Consider the following 18,745-nt stretch of genomic DNA (forward strand, 5'->3'; position numbering starts at 1 on the left):
AACTCTCTTATTTGCAAAATGAGATAAACTCTCTTATTTTCTTTGTCAACATGAGGAGCAGGCAATGTCGGAGCAGCCGGCCGCAACGCGCAGGCGCAATCAGCAGCATTCGGGGCAGCCGCGCCGGATCCCCAGCCAGCAGCGCGGCCGCGACCGCTTCGAAAAGATCCTCGCCGTCGCTTCCGAGTTGATCGAAAGCCATGGCAGCGATGGCTTGAAGATGAGCGAGATCGTCGAAAAGGCCGGTCTCTCCTTCGGCGCGCTTTACCAATATTTTCCCGACAAGAGCGCGATCATCCGCACATTGGCCGAGCGCTTCAACGAGGAGGGCAGGCGCTGCGTCGAGGCGGAACTGGCTGAGGTGACCGACGCTGCGGCGCTCACCGGCGCGCTTGCCAATATCGCCGACGAATATTACGCCTTTTTCCGCCGCGAGCCGGTGATGCGCGACATCTGGCATGCGACCCATACCGACAAGCTGCTGCAGCAGGTCGATGCCGAGGACATGGAATTCCATGCCCAGGCATTGCTCGCCGTGCTCGCCCGCCTGTGGCCGGATCGCGACAGCGGCGAGCTTCTGGCGATCGCCCGGCTGACCATGCAGCTGCTTGCCGCCGCCGTGCGTTATGCCGTTTCGCTGGATGCGGAAGCGGGCGGTGCGGCGATTGCCCTGTTCAAGAAGATGCAGGGACCCGATATCGGCCGTCTGTTGCTGGAATAGCCGCGCCTGCGTCTGGAAACGATGGGCTCTTGCTGCTATTGCCGGAGACACAAAGCTGAAGGAGAGCCGCATGATCCAGACGACATTTCCCGACCGCGCCGTCATGGCCGAACTGGTGGCCAAAATGCTCTGGGAGATCAAGGCGGTGCATTTCAATGCCGCCCAGCCTTATAAACTTGCCTCCGGCATGGCGAGCCCGGTCTATATCGATTGCCGCAAGCTGCTTTCCTTCCCGCGCATCCGCTCGACAGTGATGGATTTCGCCGCCAGCACCCTGCTGCGCGATGCCGGCTTCGAGCAGTTCGATTGCATCGCCGGCGGTGAGACCGCCGGCATCCCCTTCGCCGCCCTGCTTGCCGATCGCCTCGGCCTGCCGATGATCTATGTCCGCAAGCAGCCGAAAGGCCATGGCCGCAATGCCCAGATCGAAGGCCACATGCCGGAAGGGTCGCGCGTGCTGGTCATCGAGGACCTGACGACGGCCGGAACCAGCATGTTCAAGTTCATCGATGCCGTGCGCGCTGCCGGCGGCATCGTCGATCACGGCATCGCGCTGTTTTTCTACGACATCTTCGGCCAGCAGCGCTTTACCGACGGCAAGGTGAGACTGCATCACATCGCCACCTGGCGCAATATGCTCGCGGTCGCCAAGGCGCAGAAGCTGTTCGACGACAAGACGCTTGAAGAGGTCGAGGCCTTCCTCGATGCGCCGCTCGCCTGGTCGGGACGCAATGGTGGCGTCAGTGAGCTTTCGCTCTAACCAGTTGACAAAAGCCCGCTTAATCGGTTGATGAACATATCAGTGCTGTTGGGAGAAATTCGATGATTTTGTGCTGCGGCGAAGCCTTGATCGACATGCTGCCGAGGGACACCACCCTGGGCGAAAAGGGCTTTGCGCCCTATGCCGGCGGCGCGATTTTCAATACCGCCATCGCGCTCGGCCGCCTCGGCATTCCCACCGCCTTCTTCACCGGTATTGCCGACGACATGATGGGCGAAATCCTGCTTGCGACGCTGAAGGCGAGCAATGTCGATTACAGCCCCTGCGCCATTACGCAGCGCCCCTCGACGATCGCCTTCGTCAAACTCGTCAACGGCCAGGCGACCTATGCCTTTTACGACGAAGGCACGGCCGGCCGGATGATCACCGAGGCCGACCTGCCTGATCTTGGCGATGATTGCGAAGCGCTGCATTTCGGCGCCATCAGCCTGATCCCGAGCCCCTGCGGCGAAACCTACGAAGCGCTGCTCGACCGTGAGGCCGAAAAGCGCGTCATCTCGCTCGACCCCAACATCCGCCCCGGCTTCATCAAGGACAAACAGACGCATATGGCCCGCATCAAGCGCATGGCCGCCAAATCCGATATCGTCAAATTCTCCGACGAGGATCTCGACTGGTTCGGTCTCGCAGGCGACCATGACGCGCTCGCCGCCCATTGGCTCGCCCACGGCGCCAAGCTCGTCGTCATCACCAAGGGCGCCGAAGGCGCCTCCGGTTATACCAGGGAGCGCAAGGTGACGGTGCCGAGCCAGCGTGTTGCGGTCGTCGACACGGTCGGCGCCGGCGACACCTTCGATGCCGGCGTCCTGGCCTCGCTGAAGATGGACGGCCTGCTGACCAAGCCGCAAGTCGCCGCGCTCGACGAACAGGCGGTCCGCAACGCCCTGACGCTCGGCGCAAAGGCGGCGGCCGTCACCGTCTCGCGTGCCGGCGCCAACCCGCCCTGGGCGCGGGAGATTGGGCTTTAGGGAATAGGCCAGCCTCTCGATTCCTTCTTCTCCCCAGCGGGGAGAAGGTGCCCGTAGGGCGGATGAGGGGGCCGGCGCAGCCGGTCTTCACAACGCTGCTGCGGGATTCGGCCGCGCGGGAATCGTTTCGACCTTGTTCAGGGCGCTGCAGCGCGGCGTTTCGCATAAGTTTTATATTGTGCCGTGCGGCCCCCTCATCCGCCTGCCGGCACCTTCTCCCCGCCGGGGAGAAGAGGGACCCACGCTACGGCCGAAGATCGGGAACAGTGACCAGGTCCCGCAAGAAATTCTCGCACCAGAGCGAGACGTCGTGCGAGAGCAGATGGTCCATCATCATCCTCCAGCGCTCGCGGCGTTCCTCGAGCGACATGGCAAGGCCTCTGGCGACGGCATTGGCCGTGCCTTCGACGTCATATGGATTGACCAGCAGCGCGCCTTTCAACTCGCGGGCCGCGCCGGCGAAGCGCGATAGCACCAAGACGCCGGGGCGATCCGGATCCTGGGCGGCGACATACTCCTTGGCGACTAGGTTCATGCCGTCGCGCAGCGGCGTGACCAGCCCGATCGTCGCCAGGCGGAAAAGGCCGGCGAGCACGTTGCGGCTGATCGATCGGTTGACATAGCGGATCGGCACCCAGTCGACGGTGCCGATGGCGCCGTTCACGCGGCCGGCCTGTTCGGCGACCATCTTCTGCATCTGCTCGTATTCGGGAACTTCCGATCGCGATTTCGGCGTGACCTGCAGAAAGGTCACCTTGTTCTGGTAGGCCGGATTGCTGGTGATGAAGCGCTCGAACGCCTCCAGCCGCTCAATGATGCCCTTCGAATAATCGAGCCGGTCGACCCCGATGATCATATCGCGGCCTTCAATGCTGCGCCGGGTCTTCTGGACCATGACGTTGTTTGCGGCTTTTTCGGCGAATGCGGCGAATCCAGCGGTTTCGATGCCGATCGGATAGGCGCCGGCCTTGAAGACCCGCCCGTGCGAATCGAACAATCCGTTGCCGAGGTCGTCGCCAATGCCTTCTCTTCTGAGATAGCCGGCGAAGTTCTGAAGGTCGTAGTCGGTCTGGAAGCCGAGGAGATCGTAATGCGAAAGCCCGCGCATGATTTCTTCGTGGACCGGCATGGTGACGAGAATGTCGGCCGGCGGCCAGGGAATGTGCAGAAAGAAGCCGATCCGGTTCTTCAGCCCCATTTGCCGCAGCTCGGCCGCCAGCGGGATGAGGTGGTAATCGTGAACCCAGATAATATCATCCGGCTCGATCAGCGGCGCCAGCCGGTGCGCGAAAAAGCGGTTGACGCGGAAATAGCCGGCCATTTCCTTCCGGCCATATTCGGCAAGGTCCAGGCGATAATGGCAGATGGGCCAGAGAACGCGATTGGCAAAGCCGCGGTAATATTCCTCGACGTCAGTGTCGGTGAGGTCGGTCAGCGCATAGGTGATGTTGCCCTTCTGCTGTTGCGATAGCGGGCCCGGTTCCCGATCGCCGCTCGATTCTCCCGACCACCCCATCCAGATGCCGCCGCGCTCCTGCAGGGCTGCCTGCAGCGCAACGGCCAGGCCGCCGGCAGCAGCACCCCCATCCTTGCTCGGCACGGGAACACGATTGGAAACGACGATCAGACGGCTCATGGGGTTCCTTTGCCTGAGAGCGGTTCAGCTTTTCATGGAAGCGCCTGCTCATCGGCCGATGGGAGTGATGGAACGGAGCGTCGCCCCAGGCTCGATAGGCCATGACTTGGGAAGAGCCCCTGCACAGAATTTGCTTGAATCTAGGGCGATTGCCGCAGATTGAAAGAATTCTTTCTACAATTTTCCATTAGAAGAACGTTTCATCCGCTTCCGCACGACGGGCGGCGATGCGGGCGCGCGCACAAGATCCTGCCGATGTCGGTTCACCATCTGCGGCCGCAATGATGATGTTGGCGCCCGTCGCGATCGGCCCATGGATGGCCTGCGCGGGTCGCAGCCCGCAGCGGGACGCCGCTCCCAGGATAGGGCGCGGAGGCCGGGCATAGACGTCTGCCCGGCCGCTTGCGTTAAGATGAGGCGGCTGCCGCGAGGACTTACTTCGCGAGCTTCGACAGCGCCGCAACAAGGCCCTGCGTCGACGAGTCGTGTCCCGCAGCACTCTCCTTGCCCTCGACGACAGGCAGCAGGCCCGTTGCCAGTTCCTTGCCGAGTTCGACGCCCCACTGGTCGAAGGAGTTGATGCGGAAGAGCACGCCTTCGACGAAGACGCGGTGTTCGTAAAGTGCGATCAGGCGGCCGAGGGCGTAAGGGGTCAGCTTGTCGTAGACGAAGGTGATCGATGGACGGTTGCCGGTGAAGACGCGGTGCGGGGCGATGAAATCGGCCTTCTTGTCGTCCATGCCCTTATCGGTCAGCTGCTTCTTGGCTTCCGCGAAGCTGCGGCCCTTCATCAGCGCTTCCGACTGGGCGAGAACGTTGGAGATCAACAGCTGGTGCTGGTGACGCAGCTCCGGCTCGAAGGCATTGGCGGCGATCATGAATTCGGCCGGGACGATGCTCGTGCCCTGATGGATGAGCTGGTAGAAGGCGTGCTGGCCGTTGGTGCCGGGCTCGCCCCAGACGACCGGGCCGGAATTGCCCTCGACCGGCGTGCCGTCGATGGTGACGCCCTTACCGTTCGATTCCATGTCGAGCTGCTGCAGATAGGCGGGGAAACGCGACAGCCGCTGGTCGTAGGGCAGGATGGCGCGGGTGGAATAACCGAGCACGTTGCGATGGTAGAAGCCGATCAGGCCGAGCAGCATCGGCAGGTTCTCGGTAATCGGCGCCTTACGGAAGTGATTGTCGACGGCATGGGCGCCATCGAGGAACTTGCCGAAATTCTCCGGGCCGATCGCGATCATCAGCGGCAGGCCGATCGCCGACCAGATCGAGTAACGGCCGCCGACCCAGTCCCAGAAGCCGAAGACGCGGGCGCTGTCGATGCCGAAGGCGGCGACCTTGTCGAGCGCCGTCGAGACGGCGGCGAAATGGTGCTGCACGGCCGCTTCGCCGAGCGCCTTGGCGATGAAATTGCGCGCCGTCTGCGCATTGGTCATCGTCTCCACCGTGGTGAAGGTCTTCGAGGCTACGATGAAGAGCGTCGTCTCCGGCTGCACCAACTTCAGGATATCAGCGATATGGGCGCCGTCGATGTTGGAGACGAAATGGGCGCGCGGACCGTCATGGAACGGGGCAAGCGCCAGCGTCGCCATAACAGGGCCGAGATCCGAGCCGCCGATGCCGATATTGATGACATCGGTGATCGCTTTGCCGGTCGCGCCCTTCAGCGCGCCGGAGCGGACGCCGTCGGCGAACTTGCCCATGGCGGCCAGCACCGCGTTGACATCGGGCATGACGTCCTTGCCGTCGACCAGAACCGGCGTGTTGGAGCGGTTGCGCAGGGCGGTGTGCAGTACGGCGCGATCCTCGGTGAAATTGATCGCCTTGCCGGAGAACATCTCCTCGCGCTTCTTCTCGACGCCGCCTTCTTCGGCGAGTTTCACCAGCAGCTTGAGGATGTCGTCGTTCACCGCTGTCTTGGAAAAATCCATCAGCAGGTCGTCGAGCGAGACGGAGAAGCGCGAAAAACGCTCGGAATCGGCGGCGAAGGCCGCACGGAGATCGGTCGCCTTGGTGGCGGCGGCGGTGCTTTTCAGCTGTTCGACGATGGCGTTCATGGGAGGCTCCTTTGGAGGCGGAAAGGTTGCGGAAACTATTCGCTTTATCCGGCCTAAATCAAGTTCAGCCGCCGCTCCAGATACAAAAAAGCCACCCGCGGCAAGCGGATGGCTAGCAATTTCATCAACCTGTCAAACTTAGCCGCGCAGGTCCTTGCGCAGGATCTTGCCAACAGGCGACTTCGGCAGCTCGGTGCGGAATTCAATGAAGCGCGGGCGTTTGTAATTGGTGAGGTTGGCGATGCAATGGGCCTTCACCTCGGCCTCGGTCAGGTTCGGATCCTTCCTGACCACGAAGAGTTTGACCGCCTCGCCCGAATGCCCGTCCGGCACGCCGATCGCCGCTGCCTCGAGGATGCCGGCATGCATGGCGGCGACTTCCTCGATCTCGTTCGGATAGACGTTGAAGCCGGAAACCAGGATCATGTCCTTCTTGCGGTCGACGATCTTGGTATAGCCGCGCGCGTCCATGAAACCCATATCTCCAGAGCGGAAATAGCCGTCCGCGGTCATCACCCGCGCCGTTTCTTCCGGCTTCTGCCAATAGCCGGCCATCACCTGCGGCCCGCGGATGCAGATCTCGCCGACCTCGCCGAGCGGCAGCGATTTTCCGTCCTCGTCGCGGATATCGACATCGGTGGAGGGCATCGGCAGGCCGATCGAGCCGGTGAATTCGGGCGAATCGAAGCGGTTGGCGGTGGCAACAGGCGAGGTCTCGGAAAGGCCGTAACCCTCCGTCACCGCCGTGCCGGTTATTTTCAGCCAGCGTTCGGCGACCGGGCGCTGCACGGCCATGCCGCCGCCGAGCGACATGATCAGCGGGGAGAAATCGAGCTTGGCGAATTCGGCATTGTTCATCAGCGCATTGAACAGAGTGTTGAGGCCGGGAAAGATATGCACCTCCGACTTGCCGAATTCCTTGACGAGGCCGGGAATGTCGCGGGGATTGGCGATCAGGATATTGCGGGCGCCGAGCGACATGCCCATCAGCGAATTCACCGTCAGTGCGAAGATGTGGTAGAGCGGCAAAGCGCAAAGGAAATTCAGCACCTCGGGCTGTTTCTTGCGCTCGAAGGCCGATCTGAGCCAGAGCGACAGCTGCAGCTTGTTGGCAAGCAGGTTTGCATGCGTCAGCACCGCGCCCTTGGCAACGCCCGTCGTGCCGCCGGTATATTGCAGGAAGGCGATATCGCTGCCGGCAAGCGTGACCGGCTGCAGGGTTTTATTCGCCCCTTCGCGCAGCACCTGGCCGAAGCTTTTGTGCTGAGGGATCGACCAGGAGGGAACGAGCTTCTTCACCTTGCGCACGGCGAAATTGACGATCAGCCCCTTCAGCCCCAGCATTTCGCCGAGCGAGGTGACGACGACATGCTTGAGGTCGGTCTTGTTCAGGACCTGCTCCACCGTGCGGGCGAAATTTTCCAGCACGAAGATCGCCTTGGCGCCGGAATCGCGCAACTGATGTTCGAGCTCGCGCGGCGTATAAAGCGGATTGACGTTGACGACGACGAGACCGGCTCTGAGGATGGCGTAGGTGGCGACCGGGTTCTGCAGCACGTTCGGCATCATCACCGCGACGCGGTCGCCCTTTTGAAGGCCGGTGCTCTGCAGCCAGGCGGCGACCTTGCGCGTCTGGCTTTCCAGCTCGCGGTAGCTCATCGCCTTGCCCATGCTGGCAAAGGCGGTGCGGTCGGCGAAACGGGCGCAGGATTTTTCCAGCAGTTCCGCCAGCGAGGCATATTCCAGCGGCGGAAGCTCGGCCGGAACCACATCCGGATAGGCGGCAAGCCAGGGTTTTTCAGGCTTGGAGCCGTTCGGATGGACGGAAATGCTGTTCATCGTGTCTCTCTCCCTTGCGGCCGCCGCGCCGACGATCGGTCGGCAGATCGACCGAAAGATCCTCCATCTTCCAGTCCGGCAGCTTATGCCATTGCTCGAATGGTTCAAGCCGAATGAAGCTATACTAACCTTGACGTAAACGTCAACATTCGCCGACGGCGCAATCGTGCCGGAGAGGGGGAACTTTGAACCCGCCATGACGTTGATCTTCCATACCCAATCCGAGGAAACCCAAAGGAGATGAATCATGCTCAATCAGGAAACTGACGCCAACCGCCGTGACCCGGACGCCAAGAGCACACATTCGCTGATCGCCAGCGACCGCGTCGAAGGCACCCGTGTCTATGGCGCCGATGGCAGGCATATCGGCTCGATCGAACGTCTGATCATCGGCAAGCTCGACGGCCGCGTCGCCTATGCCGTGCTGAGCTTCGGCGGCTTCCTCGGCATCGGCCACGATCACTATCCGCTGCCCTGGGAAAAGCTGAACTACGACACGCAGCTGGATGGCTATCGCATCGACCTGACCAAGGAACAGATCGAAGGCGCCCCGAGCTATGCGGACGATGACGACAGCTGGTACAACGACAATGGCCGCCGAGTTTATGATTACTACGGCGTGCCGCCTTACTGGATGTAACGTCGTCCGATAGGCTGAGCTGGAAGGGCCCCGTGCGATGCGGGGCCTTTTTGGTGCGTGGAGGTTTGCTGCGGCCAGCCCCTCATCCGGCTGCCGCCACCTTCTCCCCGCTCGCGGGGCGAAGGGATATGCAGCAACCTCTCCGTCCCTCGCTAACGTCTCGCGTGGCACGTCCCCTCGCCCCGTTTACGGGGAGAGGGTTAGGGTGAGGGGCAGCTACTACCGCGAGCCCGCCACCAAATCATTGGCCGACCGCAGCACAGTGCCGATGGTGATATCCTCCGCGACGATCGTCTTGCCCGTCTTCACCGCAAACACATGGCTCTCGCCCGGCAGCAGTGTCACCAGCATCGTATCGACCACGGCGTCCGGATCCAGCCGATCCGCCATCAGGCAGAGATCCTTGAGGAAACTCTCAGCCGTCACCGTAACCGCAAACTCGCCATCGCTCGCGCTGACATCGACGCTCAGCCGTGGCGCCGGCAGGGCAAGCTCGATATCCTCGACGAAATAATGAAAGGCTCGCCTGTCGAGCATCTCGACGACAACAACCTCGTCCTTCGGTAAGCCGGGCCTGACGATATCGTCGGGCAGCGGAAATTCCTTGGCCTCGAAGCGGTCGCAGAGCAGCCGCCAGAATTCGAACTCGGCCAGCACGCTGCCATCGAGCCGCAAACGCCTGCCGCTGATCTTCGCCCGCCAGAACAGCGTTCTCTCATTGACCGCCACCGCCGAAAGCCCGTCGCCGCGCGGCTGGATCGTCAAGAGGCGCGGATCATAGGCGGCCTTCAGCGCATACCAGAGCGGCTTGCGGCGCCCGGCCGAGTCGAGTGCGGCCCAGGAGGTCACCGGCCAGCAATCGTTGAACTGCCAGACCACCGCACCCTTGCAGATCGATCGGTGCGAGCGCATGTGCTCGACGCCGAAGCGGATGGCGCGGGCCTGGTTGAGCTGGGTGGCGAAGTGCCAGTCGTCCATCGTCTGCGGTTCCGGCAGGTGGCCGGAGAGGCCGCGGATCAGCTTGTCATTGCCTTGGGTGGCCTTCTGGTGATGGAAGACGCCGTTCGATTGCGGCGTCAGCGGCTGATCATGCACGCTCTCTTCGATCGTCGCCCAGGCGGCCGGCGCCTGCCAGCCGAATTCGGAGCAGAAGCGCGGGATATAGTTGCGGTAGACCTCGTAGCCGACATCGTTCCAGACGTCCCAGATATGTTTGCAGCCATGCGCGTCGGCATTGGGTTCGATCTCCATCGAACCGGAATAGGGGCTGCCGGGATAATAGGGCCGGTCGGGATCGAGTTCGGCTGAGAGCCTCGGCAGCAGATCGAGATAATAACCGAGCCCCCAGCTTTCGCCCGCCTTGATGATCGGCCGCCAGCCCCATTCGTCAAAACCCCAGATGTTTTCATTGTTGCCGTTCCAGAGGATCAGGCTGGCATGCGGCATCAGCCGCGCGACATTGTCGCGCACCTCAGCCTCGACCTCGCTCTTCAGCGGCTCCTCCTCCGGATAGGCGGCGCAGGCAAAGAGGAAATCCTGCCAGACCAGCATGCCCATGCGGTCGCAAGCTTCGTAGAATTCGTCACGCTCGAAGATGCCGCCGCCCCAGACACGCAGCATATGGATATTGGCGGCCTTGGCCTCCTCGATCCGCGCCGCATAACGCTCGGCCGTCACCCGCGACGGGAAACAATCGTCCGGAATCCAGTTCGCGCCGGCGATGAACAGCGCCACGTCGTTGATAACGAAGGTGAAGGCGGAGCCGTGTGCGTCGGCTGCGGTGTCGAGCCTCAGCGAACGGAAGCCGAGTTCGCGTTCGTAAGTGTCGAACAGATCGCCGCTGGCCTCGTCGACGAGTTGAAGCGTCAGGGGATAAAGCGGCTGCGCGCCGAGATGATGCGGCCACCAAAGCTGCGGCGAGGGGAGGGTAAGCTCGAAAGAAACCGCCTCTTCGCCGGCGCCGATCGCCACCGTTTTGATCACGCCGCCGATTGTCGCGGCGAGCCTGCACGCCGCTCCGTCGCCATGCCGCGCCAGCCGGGCCTGCACCTTCACCAGCCCGTCGCCGCCGGCAAGACTTGCCGAAACCCGTGTCTCGGCAAGCCGCGCCCGATCCCAGCCTTCCAGCCTGACCGGCTTCCAGAGGCCCGCCGTCACCAGCGTCGGGCCCCAGTCCCAGCCGAAATTGCAGGCCATCTTGCGCATCAGATTGCCCGGTCCCGGATAGTTGTTCGGCCGGTAGCCGTAATGCTTCTCCATCTCCGCGCCATAGGCATAGGCGGAGCGGAAGGTGACCGTGAGTTCGTTGGCGCCCGTTTTCAGCTGCCCGGAAACATCGAAACGATAGGTGCGGTGCATGTTGAAGCTGCGGCCGATCTCCTCGCCGTTCAGCGCGATCACCGCGATCGTATCGAGCCCGTCGAAGACCAGCTCCTGCGCCGTGTCATCGTCAGGCGCGGCCTCGAAGGTGCAGCGATAGGTCCAGTCGGCCTTGCCGATCCAGTCGTTGGTGATCTCGTTGACGTCGATATAGGGATCGGGGATCAGCCGATTGGCGAGAAGGTCGAGATGCACGCATCCCGGCACGGTCGCGGCGATCGATTCCGGCAGGCCGGGCCTTCCTGTATCGTTGCAGTGGAGTGTCCAGCCGGAATTGAGCGTGGTCTTCTCGATCATGCGGGCTCCTGATTATGCCGCTCGAAACTGTGGGGTGAGGTGTCGTTGGAAGGGCGCCGCGATCGGCCGCGGCGCATTGTGCGTCAGAGAAACCGGCCGTGGCGCTGCAGCACTTCGATCTTGTAGCCGTCCGGATCGCTGATGAAGAAGAACAAGCCGAAAAGCTTGCCGTCGCGGTTGAGCTCCACCAGCTGGCCCGGTTTCAGCCCCAGTTTCGACAGCCGCTCGCGCTCGACGGCGACCTCCTCGACGGAGACGGCGAGATGGCCATAGGCATTGCCCAGATCGTAAGGTTCGATCCGGCCCTTATTGACCGTCAGCTCCAGCTCGAAGCCGGTCTCGGCATTGCTGAGATAGATCAGCGTGAAGGTTTCGAAATCGACGCGGTCGGCAACCGAAAGGCCGAAGGCCTTGCTGTAGAATTCGACCGAGCGCGCCTCGTCGAGAACGCGGATCATCGAGTGGATCATCTTCGCCAATTCTGCCTCCCATTCTTTCGGTCACAGCAGTCTTGGTAGCGGTGCTTTCACGCCGGGCGCAAGCCGATTCTTCGGGTGATCGCCGCTTCGACAAGGCCCATGGCGTCATAGATCAGCACCGCCATCAAGCCGACGATCAGCCCGCCCTGCAGGATGAAGGCGGTATTGTCGGAAATCAGCCCGGCAATAATCACCTCGCCGAGGCCCTTTGCCGCCACCGTCGAGCCGATCGTCGCCGTCCCGATATTGATCACGGTGGCAACCTTCAGCCCTTCGAGGATCAGCGGCAGGGCAAGCGGCAGCTCGACGCGCAACAGCCTCTGCCTGCCGTTCATGCCCATGCCGTCGGCGGCGTCGAGAACCTGCGGCGACACCTGCTTCAGCCCGGCGACGGTGTTTTCGAAGATCGGCAGCAGGCCGTAGAGAAAGAGCGCGATCAGCGTCGGCATGGCGCCGAAGCCGGTGGCCGGAACGGCAAGCGCCAGCACCGCCACCGGTGGAAAGGTCTGTCCGGCATTGGCGATCGCCCGCGACAGCGGCAGAAAGTCGGCGCCGCTCTCGCGGGTGACGAAGATGCCGCCGGCAACGGCGAGCACGGCGCTGCAGGCAATCGATCCGATCACCAGCTGCAGATGGCCGACGGCGAGCGAGGCAAGGCTGTTCTGCGTATAGACGGCAGGGGCATTGTTGTTGGTCAGCGGCACCAGCAGGAAGGACAGCCACTCGGTCCTGAACAGCAGGATGAGCAGCAGGGCGAGTGCTGCCAGGCGGAAGAGATTGGCGACGAGGAGTTTCATGCCTTGCGGCCCAGTTCGAGCAGCCGGCTCATCGAGATCGATCCCACAGGCGCCTTCTCGCCATCCTGCACCGCCGCCTCGTCGACCCCCTGCCAGATCATTTCGGCGAGCGCGTCGCGCAGGCTGAGCGATTGCGGCAGGGCATAGGCGAGACCGCTCTTGGCCGGCTCCATGCTCTCCTTCAGCGGCAGCAGCGACATCAGTTTCAGCGCCCGGTCGGAGGTGCCGGTCAATTGCTGGACGAAGGGATCGGCGGGTTCGGTGAGGATCTTTTCCGGCGTCGAGCATTGCAGCAGCCGGCCCTGGCTCATCACCGCGATCTGGTTGCCGAGATGGAAGGCCTCGTCCATATCGTGGGTGACGAGGATGACAGTGGTGCCGAACTGCTTCTGGATCGCCAGCAGGTCGTCCTGTGCTTTGCCGCGGATGACCGGATCGAGCGCGCCGAAGGGTTCGTCCATCAACAGCAGTTCCGGTTCGGCCGCCAGCGCCCGGGCAACGCCGACGCGCTGCTGCTGGCCGCCGGAAAGCTGGTGCGGATATTTGTCGGCGAAATCAGCCGGATCGAGGTTGAACAGCCCGAGCAGTTCCTCGACCCGTCTGGCGATGCGGGCCGAATCCCAGTCGAGAAGCTGCGGCACGGTGGCGATATTCTGCGCCACGGTGCGATGCGGGAAGAGCCCGTGCCCTTGGATGGCATAACCGATCTTGCGGCGCAGCTCCGTCACCTCAACGTCGATCACATTCTGCCCGCCGACGAAAATCTCGCCTTCGGTGATCGGCACCAGCCGGTTGATCATCCGCATCAGAGTCGATTTGCCGGAGCCGGAGGTGCCGACGATGACGGTGATCTCGCCCTTCTCGACGTTCATCGAGACATTGTCGACGACGGTGGCTGCGCCATAGCGTTTGGTGACGTTCCTGATCTCGATCATGCTCATGCGGCGGATCTCCGGATGCTGTCGATGACCGCATCAAGGATGACGGCCGATGAGAAGGCGAAGAACACGGTCGGCACGGCGCCGAGCAGGACGAGGTCCATGGCCGTCTGGCCGAGCCCCTGGAAGATGAAGATGCCGAAGCCGCCGCCGCCGATCAGCGCGGCGATCGTCACCATGCCGATCGCCTGCACCAGCACGATGCGGATGCCGGTGAGGATGACGGGAAAGGCAAGCGGCATGTCGATGCCGGTCAGGATCTGCCGGCGCGTCAGCCCCATGCCGGCCGCGGCATCGCGCACTGAAGGGTCGACGCCCTGAAGGCCGACGACGGTGTTGGCAACGATCGGCAGCAGCGAATAGAGCACCAGCGCGATCAAGGCGGGCGCTGTGCCGATGCCGCGAATGCCGATGGCCGATGCCAGCGGCACATGGGTAGCGAGATAACCGAGCGGCAGCATCAGCAGGCCGAAGAGCGCGAGACTGGGGATCGTCTGGATCAGGCTGAGGCCCTGCAGCACGATTGCCCGCAACTTCGGCACCCAGAAGCAGAGGATGCCGAGCGGCAGGCCGAGAATAATGGCGATGGCGAGTGAACCGAAGGCCAGCAGCAGGTGCGAAATCGCTTCCGTCTCGAATTGCGGCGCCCGCGTCGAGAACTCCTTCATGATCGACAGGCTGTCGAGCAGGCCGGAGGCGAGCGAGATGAAGAGCAGCGCCGTGTAGCCTGTAAGCGCTGCGACCCGCATCCAGGGGGGCAGCCTTATCTTCACCAGCGCATCCGAGATGACGAGCCCGATCACCGCGAAGAGCACCCAGAAGCCGCCGCCGGGCGTCATCCGCGCCACCGTGCTGCCCGGCGGCGTTGCCGCCGTCGAGACGAGGCCGATCGCAACGACCAGCGCCGCAAGGCAGAGCGTGGCGATCACGAGGCGGGCAAGAGCATTGCGGAGAAACAGCGTGGCCAAGGCCGTGAGAATGAGCAGCACGGTCAGGATGACGACGGAAGGCTGAGGAAGAAGCTGCGTCAGCAGCATCGGCTTGCCGGCGGCGATGCGGTTCGCCTTGACATAGATGAAGGGCATCAGCGCCGTCGCCGCAATGCCGCCCGCCACCAGAACCAAGCCGAGCCGGTCCAGCCTGCGGACCGCTGAGGTTTCTTCCATCAAATCAACCCTGTCTGACCAGTCCCGTCCGGCCAACCCTATCAGCAAAGGGAGGCTCCGCCCGCAATCGGGCGGAGCGAGCGATGATTATTTCAGGAAGCCTTTTTCCTTGAGATAGGCTTCGGCGACGGATTTCGCCGGCTCGCCGTCGACCTGGATCTTGGCATTGAGCTTGCGCAGTTCGTCGGCGGTCAGGCTCTTGAAGATCGGCGAAAGCACTTCCTCGATCTTCGGATTGGCCTTCAGCACCTCCTCGCGGATGATCGGGGTCGGTGCATAGACCTGCTGCACGTTCTTGTCGTCTTCGAGAACGGTAAGTTCGGCCGCTTCGATTGCGCCGTCCGTGCCATAGACCATGGCGGTGTTGACGCCGTTGGTCTGGTCGGCGGCCGCCTTGATCGTCGCCGCCGTGTCGCCGCCGGACAGAACCACCATCTGGTCGGGCTTCAGCTGGAAGCCGTAGGTCGTCTGGAAAGCGGGAAGCGCGCCGGCCGAATTGACGAATTCGGAAGACGCCGCAAGCTTGGCGGCACCGCCGCCGGCAACCCATTTGCCGAAGTCCGTCAGGCTCTTCAGCTTGTTCGGTTGGGCAACATCGCTGCGCACGGCAAGCGCCCAGGTGTTGTTGGCGGGCGACGGCGTCAGCCAGACGATCTTGTTGGCATCGTAATCGAGCTTCTTCGCCAGCTCGTAACCCTGGTCGATGTTCTTCCAGGCGGCATCATCGGCCTTGTTGAAGAAGAAGCCGGCATTGCCGGTATATTCCGGATAGATGTCGATTTCCCCTGCGGTGATCGCCTTGCGCACGACCGGCGTGGCGCCGAGTGCGATACGGTCCTGCGTCTTGATGCCGTTGGCTTCGAGCGCAAGCGCAATGACATTGCCGAGCAGCGTGCCCTCAGTGTCGATCTTCGACGAGACGACGACATCCGCGGCGTGAGCCGCACCCGCCGCGAAGGCGGAGAGCGAGACGGCGAGTGCGAGTTTCTTCAGCATGGAATATCCCCTTGGTTGACACCGTTAGCACTTTGAATTGCTGCATTATGCAGGTGCGCAAGTCCCGAGCGGGAGCTCTGCGCACAGAAAGTCCGCCAGCCAGCGCGACGACGTCGCCACCATGCCGGAATTGCGTGCGTCATGGAAATAGCGTGCACGCCCGAAAAATCGATGCAAGCCCCCTCCAGTATTTGCAGTCGCGGCACGATTATGGCGGCGAATGCATCTCTACGCGTGGAAACGCATTCCCTTTTCCAGGGCCGGCGCGATTTGTTTTTGTCCCCTTGCGTGTTTCCGCGGTGGTCCGGTGCTCTGTTGCGGATTGCCGCCGCCCGGATTTTTCTATGACGAAACGATAGCCCGCCTCTTAAGAAGCAGGGATATCTTTTTTCGTGAACACATCATATCGTCCGGTTTTTCCAGCGCTTTCCGGAGCCAGCCTTTTTGCATCTCGGCGCCCTGTTCATAAGCCACCATGTCCTGACCTCCGGTTCGGTGCGCGAGACCGCGCGGCGCTTCCAGCTGTCGCCCTCCACCGTCTCGACGGCCATCCGCCATCTCGAAACCGAGCTCGCGATGAAGCTGACGGAACGCGCCTCAGGCGAGCTGGTGACGCTCCTTGCCAGCGGCAGGGTGCTGGAGGGACTGGAGCCGATCATGGCCGCAATCGGCGAACTCGGTCACTTCACCGGTCATGACGTTGCGGCCGCCGATGCCTACGAGGCCTGGGCATCCCGCATTCCCGTCAAGATCGTCACCATGGAGCGTTTTCTCGAAGTTGCCGATCAGGGCAGCATCAATCGCGCCGCCCGCCGTCTTCGCTTAGGTCAGCCGCAGCTTTCGCTTCAGCTTGCCAATCTGGAGAAATTTCTGGGTGGCCGCCTGTTCGAGCGGCAGGCGCAGGGCTCGGTGCTGACGGAGGAGGGCAGGCGCGCCTACCAGATCTTCACGGCGATCAGCCAGGCCTGGAACGATATGAAATCGTCGGCCGACGAGCGATATCGGCGCACCGCCCGATCGCTGCGCATCGGCTCGATCATCCCCACGGGCTCGGAAAGCTGGGTGGCGCGCTGCCTGGGCTCGCTGGTGTCCGAATGGAATGCCCGCCGCAGCAACAATGCGATCTCGCTGGTCTCGATGACCGCCGATGATCTGCGCGAGGCGTTGAAGAGCGGCCGCATCGATGTCGCCATTCTGGATTCGGTCTTCGGGCTGGAAAGCTTCCGCCATCGCGAGCTGCTGCAGACCGACATGGTGGTGATCGCGCCGCCTGAGAGTACCGAGACGAATGTCGCCGATCTCGTCGCCGGCCATGCGATCTGCATGCCGAGCCCGCGCACCGGCCTCGGCCACGCGGCGATGGCCTTCAGCTATGAGCGCGCGCCCAACCGGCGGTTCCGCAGCCAGGATATCACCGCGGCGGATTCGCTGCCCGTGATCGTCGACCTCGTCGCCAATCACGGCTACGTTTCTTTCTTGGGTCGCGTCAGCGCCATGCCGATCGCCGACAAGGTGCGCATCGTCGATCTCGACGAACATCTGCCGATGTCCTATCACGTCGCCTTCAACCATCGCAAAGCTGCTGCCGATGCTTGCGCAATGATCATCGCCGCGGCGGCGAGACTGACGTCGGAACCTGTCGCGCCGACCGACAGAGTAAGGGAGAGCGCGGCATGACGATCTTGCTGGAAGTTTGCGTCGACAGCGCCGACGGCCTTGCCGCTGCAATCGAGGGCGGCGCCGACCGCATCGAGCTTTGTTCGGCGCTGGAGCTCGGCGGCCTGACGCCCTTGCCGAGCCTGATGCGGATCGCCGCCAGGGCGCCCATCCCCGTCTACGCGATGATCCGCCCGCACGCCGGTCCCTTCATCTTCGACAGGGCGGACGAGGAAGCGATGATGCTCGATATCGACGCCGTGCGCGCGGCAGGCCTTGCCGGCGTCGTCATCGGCGCCAACCGGCCCGATGGTACGCTCGACATGCCGCTGATCCACCGTCTGAAGACGCATGCTTCAGGCCTCGGCTCGACCCTGCATCGGGCTTTCGATCTGGTGCCGGATGCCGATCAGGCGCTGGAGCAGGCCGTCGAACTCGGCGTTGAGCGCATCCTGACCTCCGGCTGCGCGCCGAAGGCGGCCGACGGAACCGAAACCTTGAAACGCCTCTCGGCAAAGGCCGCCGGCCGCATATCCATCATGCCCGGCAGCGGCATCCGCCCCGCCAACGTCACCGCCATCTTGCAGGCAACCGGCGCTCGCGAGGTCCATGGCTCCTGCAGCTCACCGGTTCAAAGCGCCGATCCACGCGCGGTCGCCTTTGGTTTCGAGGCGAAGAGCGCCAGCCGGACAGATAGTGCGGTGGTCAGGGAGATGTGCAGGGCGATTGCGTCAATGGAGCGTTAGCGGTCTCGTAATTCCGGACGGAAAGCGTTTCGCGCTTTTGAAACGCGAATTCAGTGCTTGCCGCATGGATCCTCGGGTCAAGCCCGAAGACGACGGAGTGGGGTGGGCGCTGCGGCAAGGATCGCACGTGCGTGGTGGTTTGTAGGAATTGCCGCCGATTATTTTACGCGATCCGCACTCGCGCATCTTGCCGTAATTCCGCCGGACGTTCCGCCTCTTGCCGCACGGGTTTCCCCATTCTCCGTCATACTCGGGCTTGACCCGAGTATCCATGCCGCAAGCACTCCGCCTGATTTGTTCGGCTTTTCATTTCAACAAAAACGCAGCGCTTGCCGCATGGGTCCTCGGGTCAAGCCCGAGGACGACGGAGTGTGGTGTGGGCGTTGCGGCAAGTAAGTGCCGTAGGCACCAAACGACAAGAAAATTGGGACCGCGGGTTTTCCCTATTTTTACGCGATCGGGGACATAAAAACCGGCGCCCACCTTTGGAATTGCTCCAAGCGTCCCGGCCCTTGCCGCGTGGTTTCCCCACCCTCCGTCATACTCGGGCTTGACCCCATACGCGCTAACTTAGTCTTGACGGTGATGGTCGCGAGTGATTCATCTTGGTCATGAGCGATTCGTTGCAAGCATTGGATTGGGGTGA

15 protein-coding genes are annotated in these 18,745 nt (G+C 62.7%); 6 read left to right on the forward strand and 9 right to left on the reverse strand.

The window, feature by feature from the left end; translation table 11 throughout:
* Positions 1-64: 64 nt before the first annotated feature.
* The 3 genes from FHX14_RS08030 to FHX14_RS08040 all read left to right on the forward strand — a co-directional run bounded on the left by FHX14_RS08030 (position 65) and on the right by FHX14_RS08040 (position 2,470).
* Positions 65-721 carry a TetR/AcrR family transcriptional regulator gene (locus FHX14_RS08030; protein WP_184376792.1) on the forward strand — a complete coding sequence of 219 codons (657 nt, stop codon included), beginning with the start codon at positions 65-67 and terminating at the stop codon, positions 719-721.
* Between the two features lie 70 nt (positions 722-791).
* Entirely contained in the window at positions 792-1,481 is a 690-nt protein-coding gene (locus FHX14_RS08035; RefSeq protein ID WP_184376793.1) for an orotate phosphoribosyltransferase, read from the forward strand.
* Positions 1,482-1,543: 62 nt separating this feature from the next.
* Positions 1,544-2,470 (forward strand): carbohydrate kinase, encoded by a 927-nt coding sequence (locus FHX14_RS08040; protein WP_184376794.1) that lies wholly within the window; start codon positions 1,544-1,546, stop codon positions 2,468-2,470.
* A 244-nt stretch (positions 2,471-2,714) separates the two neighbouring features.
* On the opposite strand, the gene otsA is transcribed toward FHX14_RS08040, so the two are convergent.
* The 3 genes from otsA to FHX14_RS08055 all read right to left on the reverse strand — a co-directional run bounded on the left by otsA (position 2,715) and on the right by FHX14_RS08055 (position 8,005).
* A complete protein-coding gene (otsA, locus tag FHX14_RS08045; RefSeq protein WP_184376795.1) occupies positions 2,715-4,106 on the reverse strand; it encodes an alpha,alpha-trehalose-phosphate synthase (UDP-forming) in 1,392 nt (463 codons plus the stop codon).
* 434 nt (positions 4,107-4,540) lie between these two features.
* Positions 4,541-6,166, reverse strand: coding sequence for a glucose-6-phosphate isomerase (pgi, locus tag FHX14_RS08050; protein ID WP_184376796.1), 1,626 nt, complete (start codon positions 6,164-6,166; stop codon positions 4,541-4,543).
* A 138-nt stretch (positions 6,167-6,304) separates the two neighbouring features.
* Entirely contained in the window at positions 6,305-8,005 is a 1,701-nt protein-coding gene (locus FHX14_RS08055) for a long-chain fatty acid--CoA ligase (protein ID WP_184376797.1), read from the reverse strand.
* A gap of 247 nt (positions 8,006-8,252) precedes the next feature.
* Here FHX14_RS08055 and FHX14_RS08060 point away from each other — a divergent pair, with 247 nt between their 5' ends.
* A complete protein-coding gene (locus FHX14_RS08060; RefSeq protein WP_003588818.1) occupies positions 8,253-8,645 on the forward strand; it encodes a PRC-barrel domain-containing protein in 393 nt (130 codons plus the stop codon).
* 219 nt (positions 8,646-8,864) lie between these two features.
* On the opposite strand, the gene FHX14_RS08065 is transcribed toward FHX14_RS08060, so the two are convergent.
* The 6 genes from FHX14_RS08065 to FHX14_RS08090 all read right to left on the reverse strand — a co-directional run bounded on the left by FHX14_RS08065 (position 8,865) and on the right by FHX14_RS08090 (position 15,697).
* Positions 8,865-11,321 carry a glycoside hydrolase family 2 protein gene (locus FHX14_RS08065; protein ID WP_184376798.1) on the reverse strand — a complete coding sequence of 819 codons (2,457 nt, stop codon included), beginning with the start codon at positions 11,319-11,321 and terminating at the stop codon, positions 8,865-8,867.
* Positions 11,322-11,404: 83 nt separating this feature from the next.
* The gene (locus FHX14_RS08070) at positions 11,405-11,800 is read right to left on the reverse strand and encodes a VOC family protein (RefSeq protein WP_184376799.1); all 396 of its coding nucleotides are present in this window, start codon (positions 11,798-11,800) and stop codon (positions 11,405-11,407) included.
* A gap of 47 nt (positions 11,801-11,847) precedes the next feature.
* A complete protein-coding gene (locus FHX14_RS08075; protein WP_184376800.1) occupies positions 11,848-12,597 on the reverse strand; it encodes an ABC transporter permease in 750 nt (249 codons plus the stop codon).
* Entirely contained in the window at positions 12,594-13,538 is a 945-nt protein-coding gene (locus FHX14_RS08080) for an ABC transporter ATP-binding protein (protein WP_003588813.1), read from the reverse strand. The genes FHX14_RS08075 and FHX14_RS08080 overlap by 4 nt, the downstream gene beginning before the upstream one ends.
* Entirely contained in the window at positions 13,535-14,701 is a 1,167-nt protein-coding gene (locus FHX14_RS08085; protein ID WP_184376801.1) for an ABC transporter permease, read from the reverse strand. Before FHX14_RS08085 ends, FHX14_RS08080 begins: the two co-directional genes overlap by 4 nt.
* 87 nt (positions 14,702-14,788) lie before the next feature.
* Positions 14,789-15,697: an ABC transporter substrate-binding protein gene (locus FHX14_RS08090; RefSeq protein ID WP_184376802.1), complete on the reverse strand. Its 909-nt coding sequence runs from the start codon at positions 15,695-15,697 to the stop codon at positions 14,789-14,791.
* Between the two features lie 444 nt (positions 15,698-16,141).
* Between FHX14_RS08090 and FHX14_RS08095 the strand changes: the two genes are divergently transcribed.
* Positions 16,142-17,374: a LysR family transcriptional regulator gene (locus FHX14_RS08095; RefSeq protein WP_184376803.1), complete on the forward strand. Its 1,233-nt coding sequence runs from the start codon at positions 16,142-16,144 to the stop codon at positions 17,372-17,374.
* Complete coding sequence (locus FHX14_RS08100; protein WP_184376804.1) at positions 17,371-18,099, forward strand: copper homeostasis protein CutC; 729 nt, start codon at positions 17,371-17,373, stop codon at positions 18,097-18,099. Before FHX14_RS08095 ends, FHX14_RS08100 begins: the two co-directional genes overlap by 4 nt.
* Positions 18,100-18,745 lie beyond the last annotated feature (646 nt).

It is taken from the genome of Rhizobium sp. BK619, assembly GCF_014195245.1.
GTDB lineage: Bacteria > Pseudomonadota > Alphaproteobacteria > Rhizobiales > Rhizobiaceae > Rhizobium > Rhizobium acidisoli.

Bases quoted from the DNA above. Each gene is read 5' to 3' on its own strand.
- otsA (WP_184376795.1), bottom strand. From the start codon at position 4,106: ATGAGCCGTCTGATCGTCGTTTCCAATCGTGTTCCCGTGCCGAGCAAG.
- FHX14_RS08065 (WP_184376798.1), bottom strand. From the start codon at position 11,321: ATGATCGAGAAGACCACGCTCAATTCCGGCTGGACACTCCACTGCAAC.
- pgi (WP_184376796.1), bottom strand. From the start codon at position 6,166: ATGAACGCCATCGTCGAACAGCTGAAAAGCACCGCCGCCGCCACCAAG.
- FHX14_RS08060 (WP_003588818.1), top strand. From the start codon at position 8,253: ATGCTCAATCAGGAAACTGACGCCAACCGCCGTGACCCGGACGCCAAG.
- FHX14_RS08085 (WP_184376801.1), bottom strand. From the start codon at position 14,701: ATGGAAGAAACCTCAGCGGTCCGCAGGCTGGACCGGCTCGGCTTGGTT.
- FHX14_RS08100 (WP_184376804.1), top strand. From the start codon at position 17,371: ATGACGATCTTGCTGGAAGTTTGCGTCGACAGCGCCGACGGCCTTGCC.
- FHX14_RS08035 (WP_184376793.1), top strand. From the start codon at position 792: ATGATCCAGACGACATTTCCCGACCGCGCCGTCATGGCCGAACTGGTG.
- FHX14_RS08055 (WP_184376797.1), bottom strand. From the start codon at position 8,005: ATGAACAGCATTTCCGTCCATCCGAACGGCTCCAAGCCTGAAAAACCC.
- FHX14_RS08090 (WP_184376802.1), bottom strand. From the start codon at position 15,697: ATGCTGAAGAAACTCGCACTCGCCGTCTCGCTCTCCGCCTTCGCGGCG.
- FHX14_RS08030 (WP_184376792.1), top strand. From the start codon at position 65: ATGTCGGAGCAGCCGGCCGCAACGCGCAGGCGCAATCAGCAGCATTCG.
- FHX14_RS08080 (WP_003588813.1), bottom strand. From the start codon at position 13,538: ATGAGCATGATCGAGATCAGGAACGTCACCAAACGCTATGGCGCAGCC.
- FHX14_RS08075 (WP_184376800.1), bottom strand. From the start codon at position 12,597: ATGAAACTCCTCGTCGCCAATCTCTTCCGCCTGGCAGCACTCGCCCTG.
- FHX14_RS08040 (WP_184376794.1), top strand. From the start codon at position 1,544: ATGATTTTGTGCTGCGGCGAAGCCTTGATCGACATGCTGCCGAGGGAC.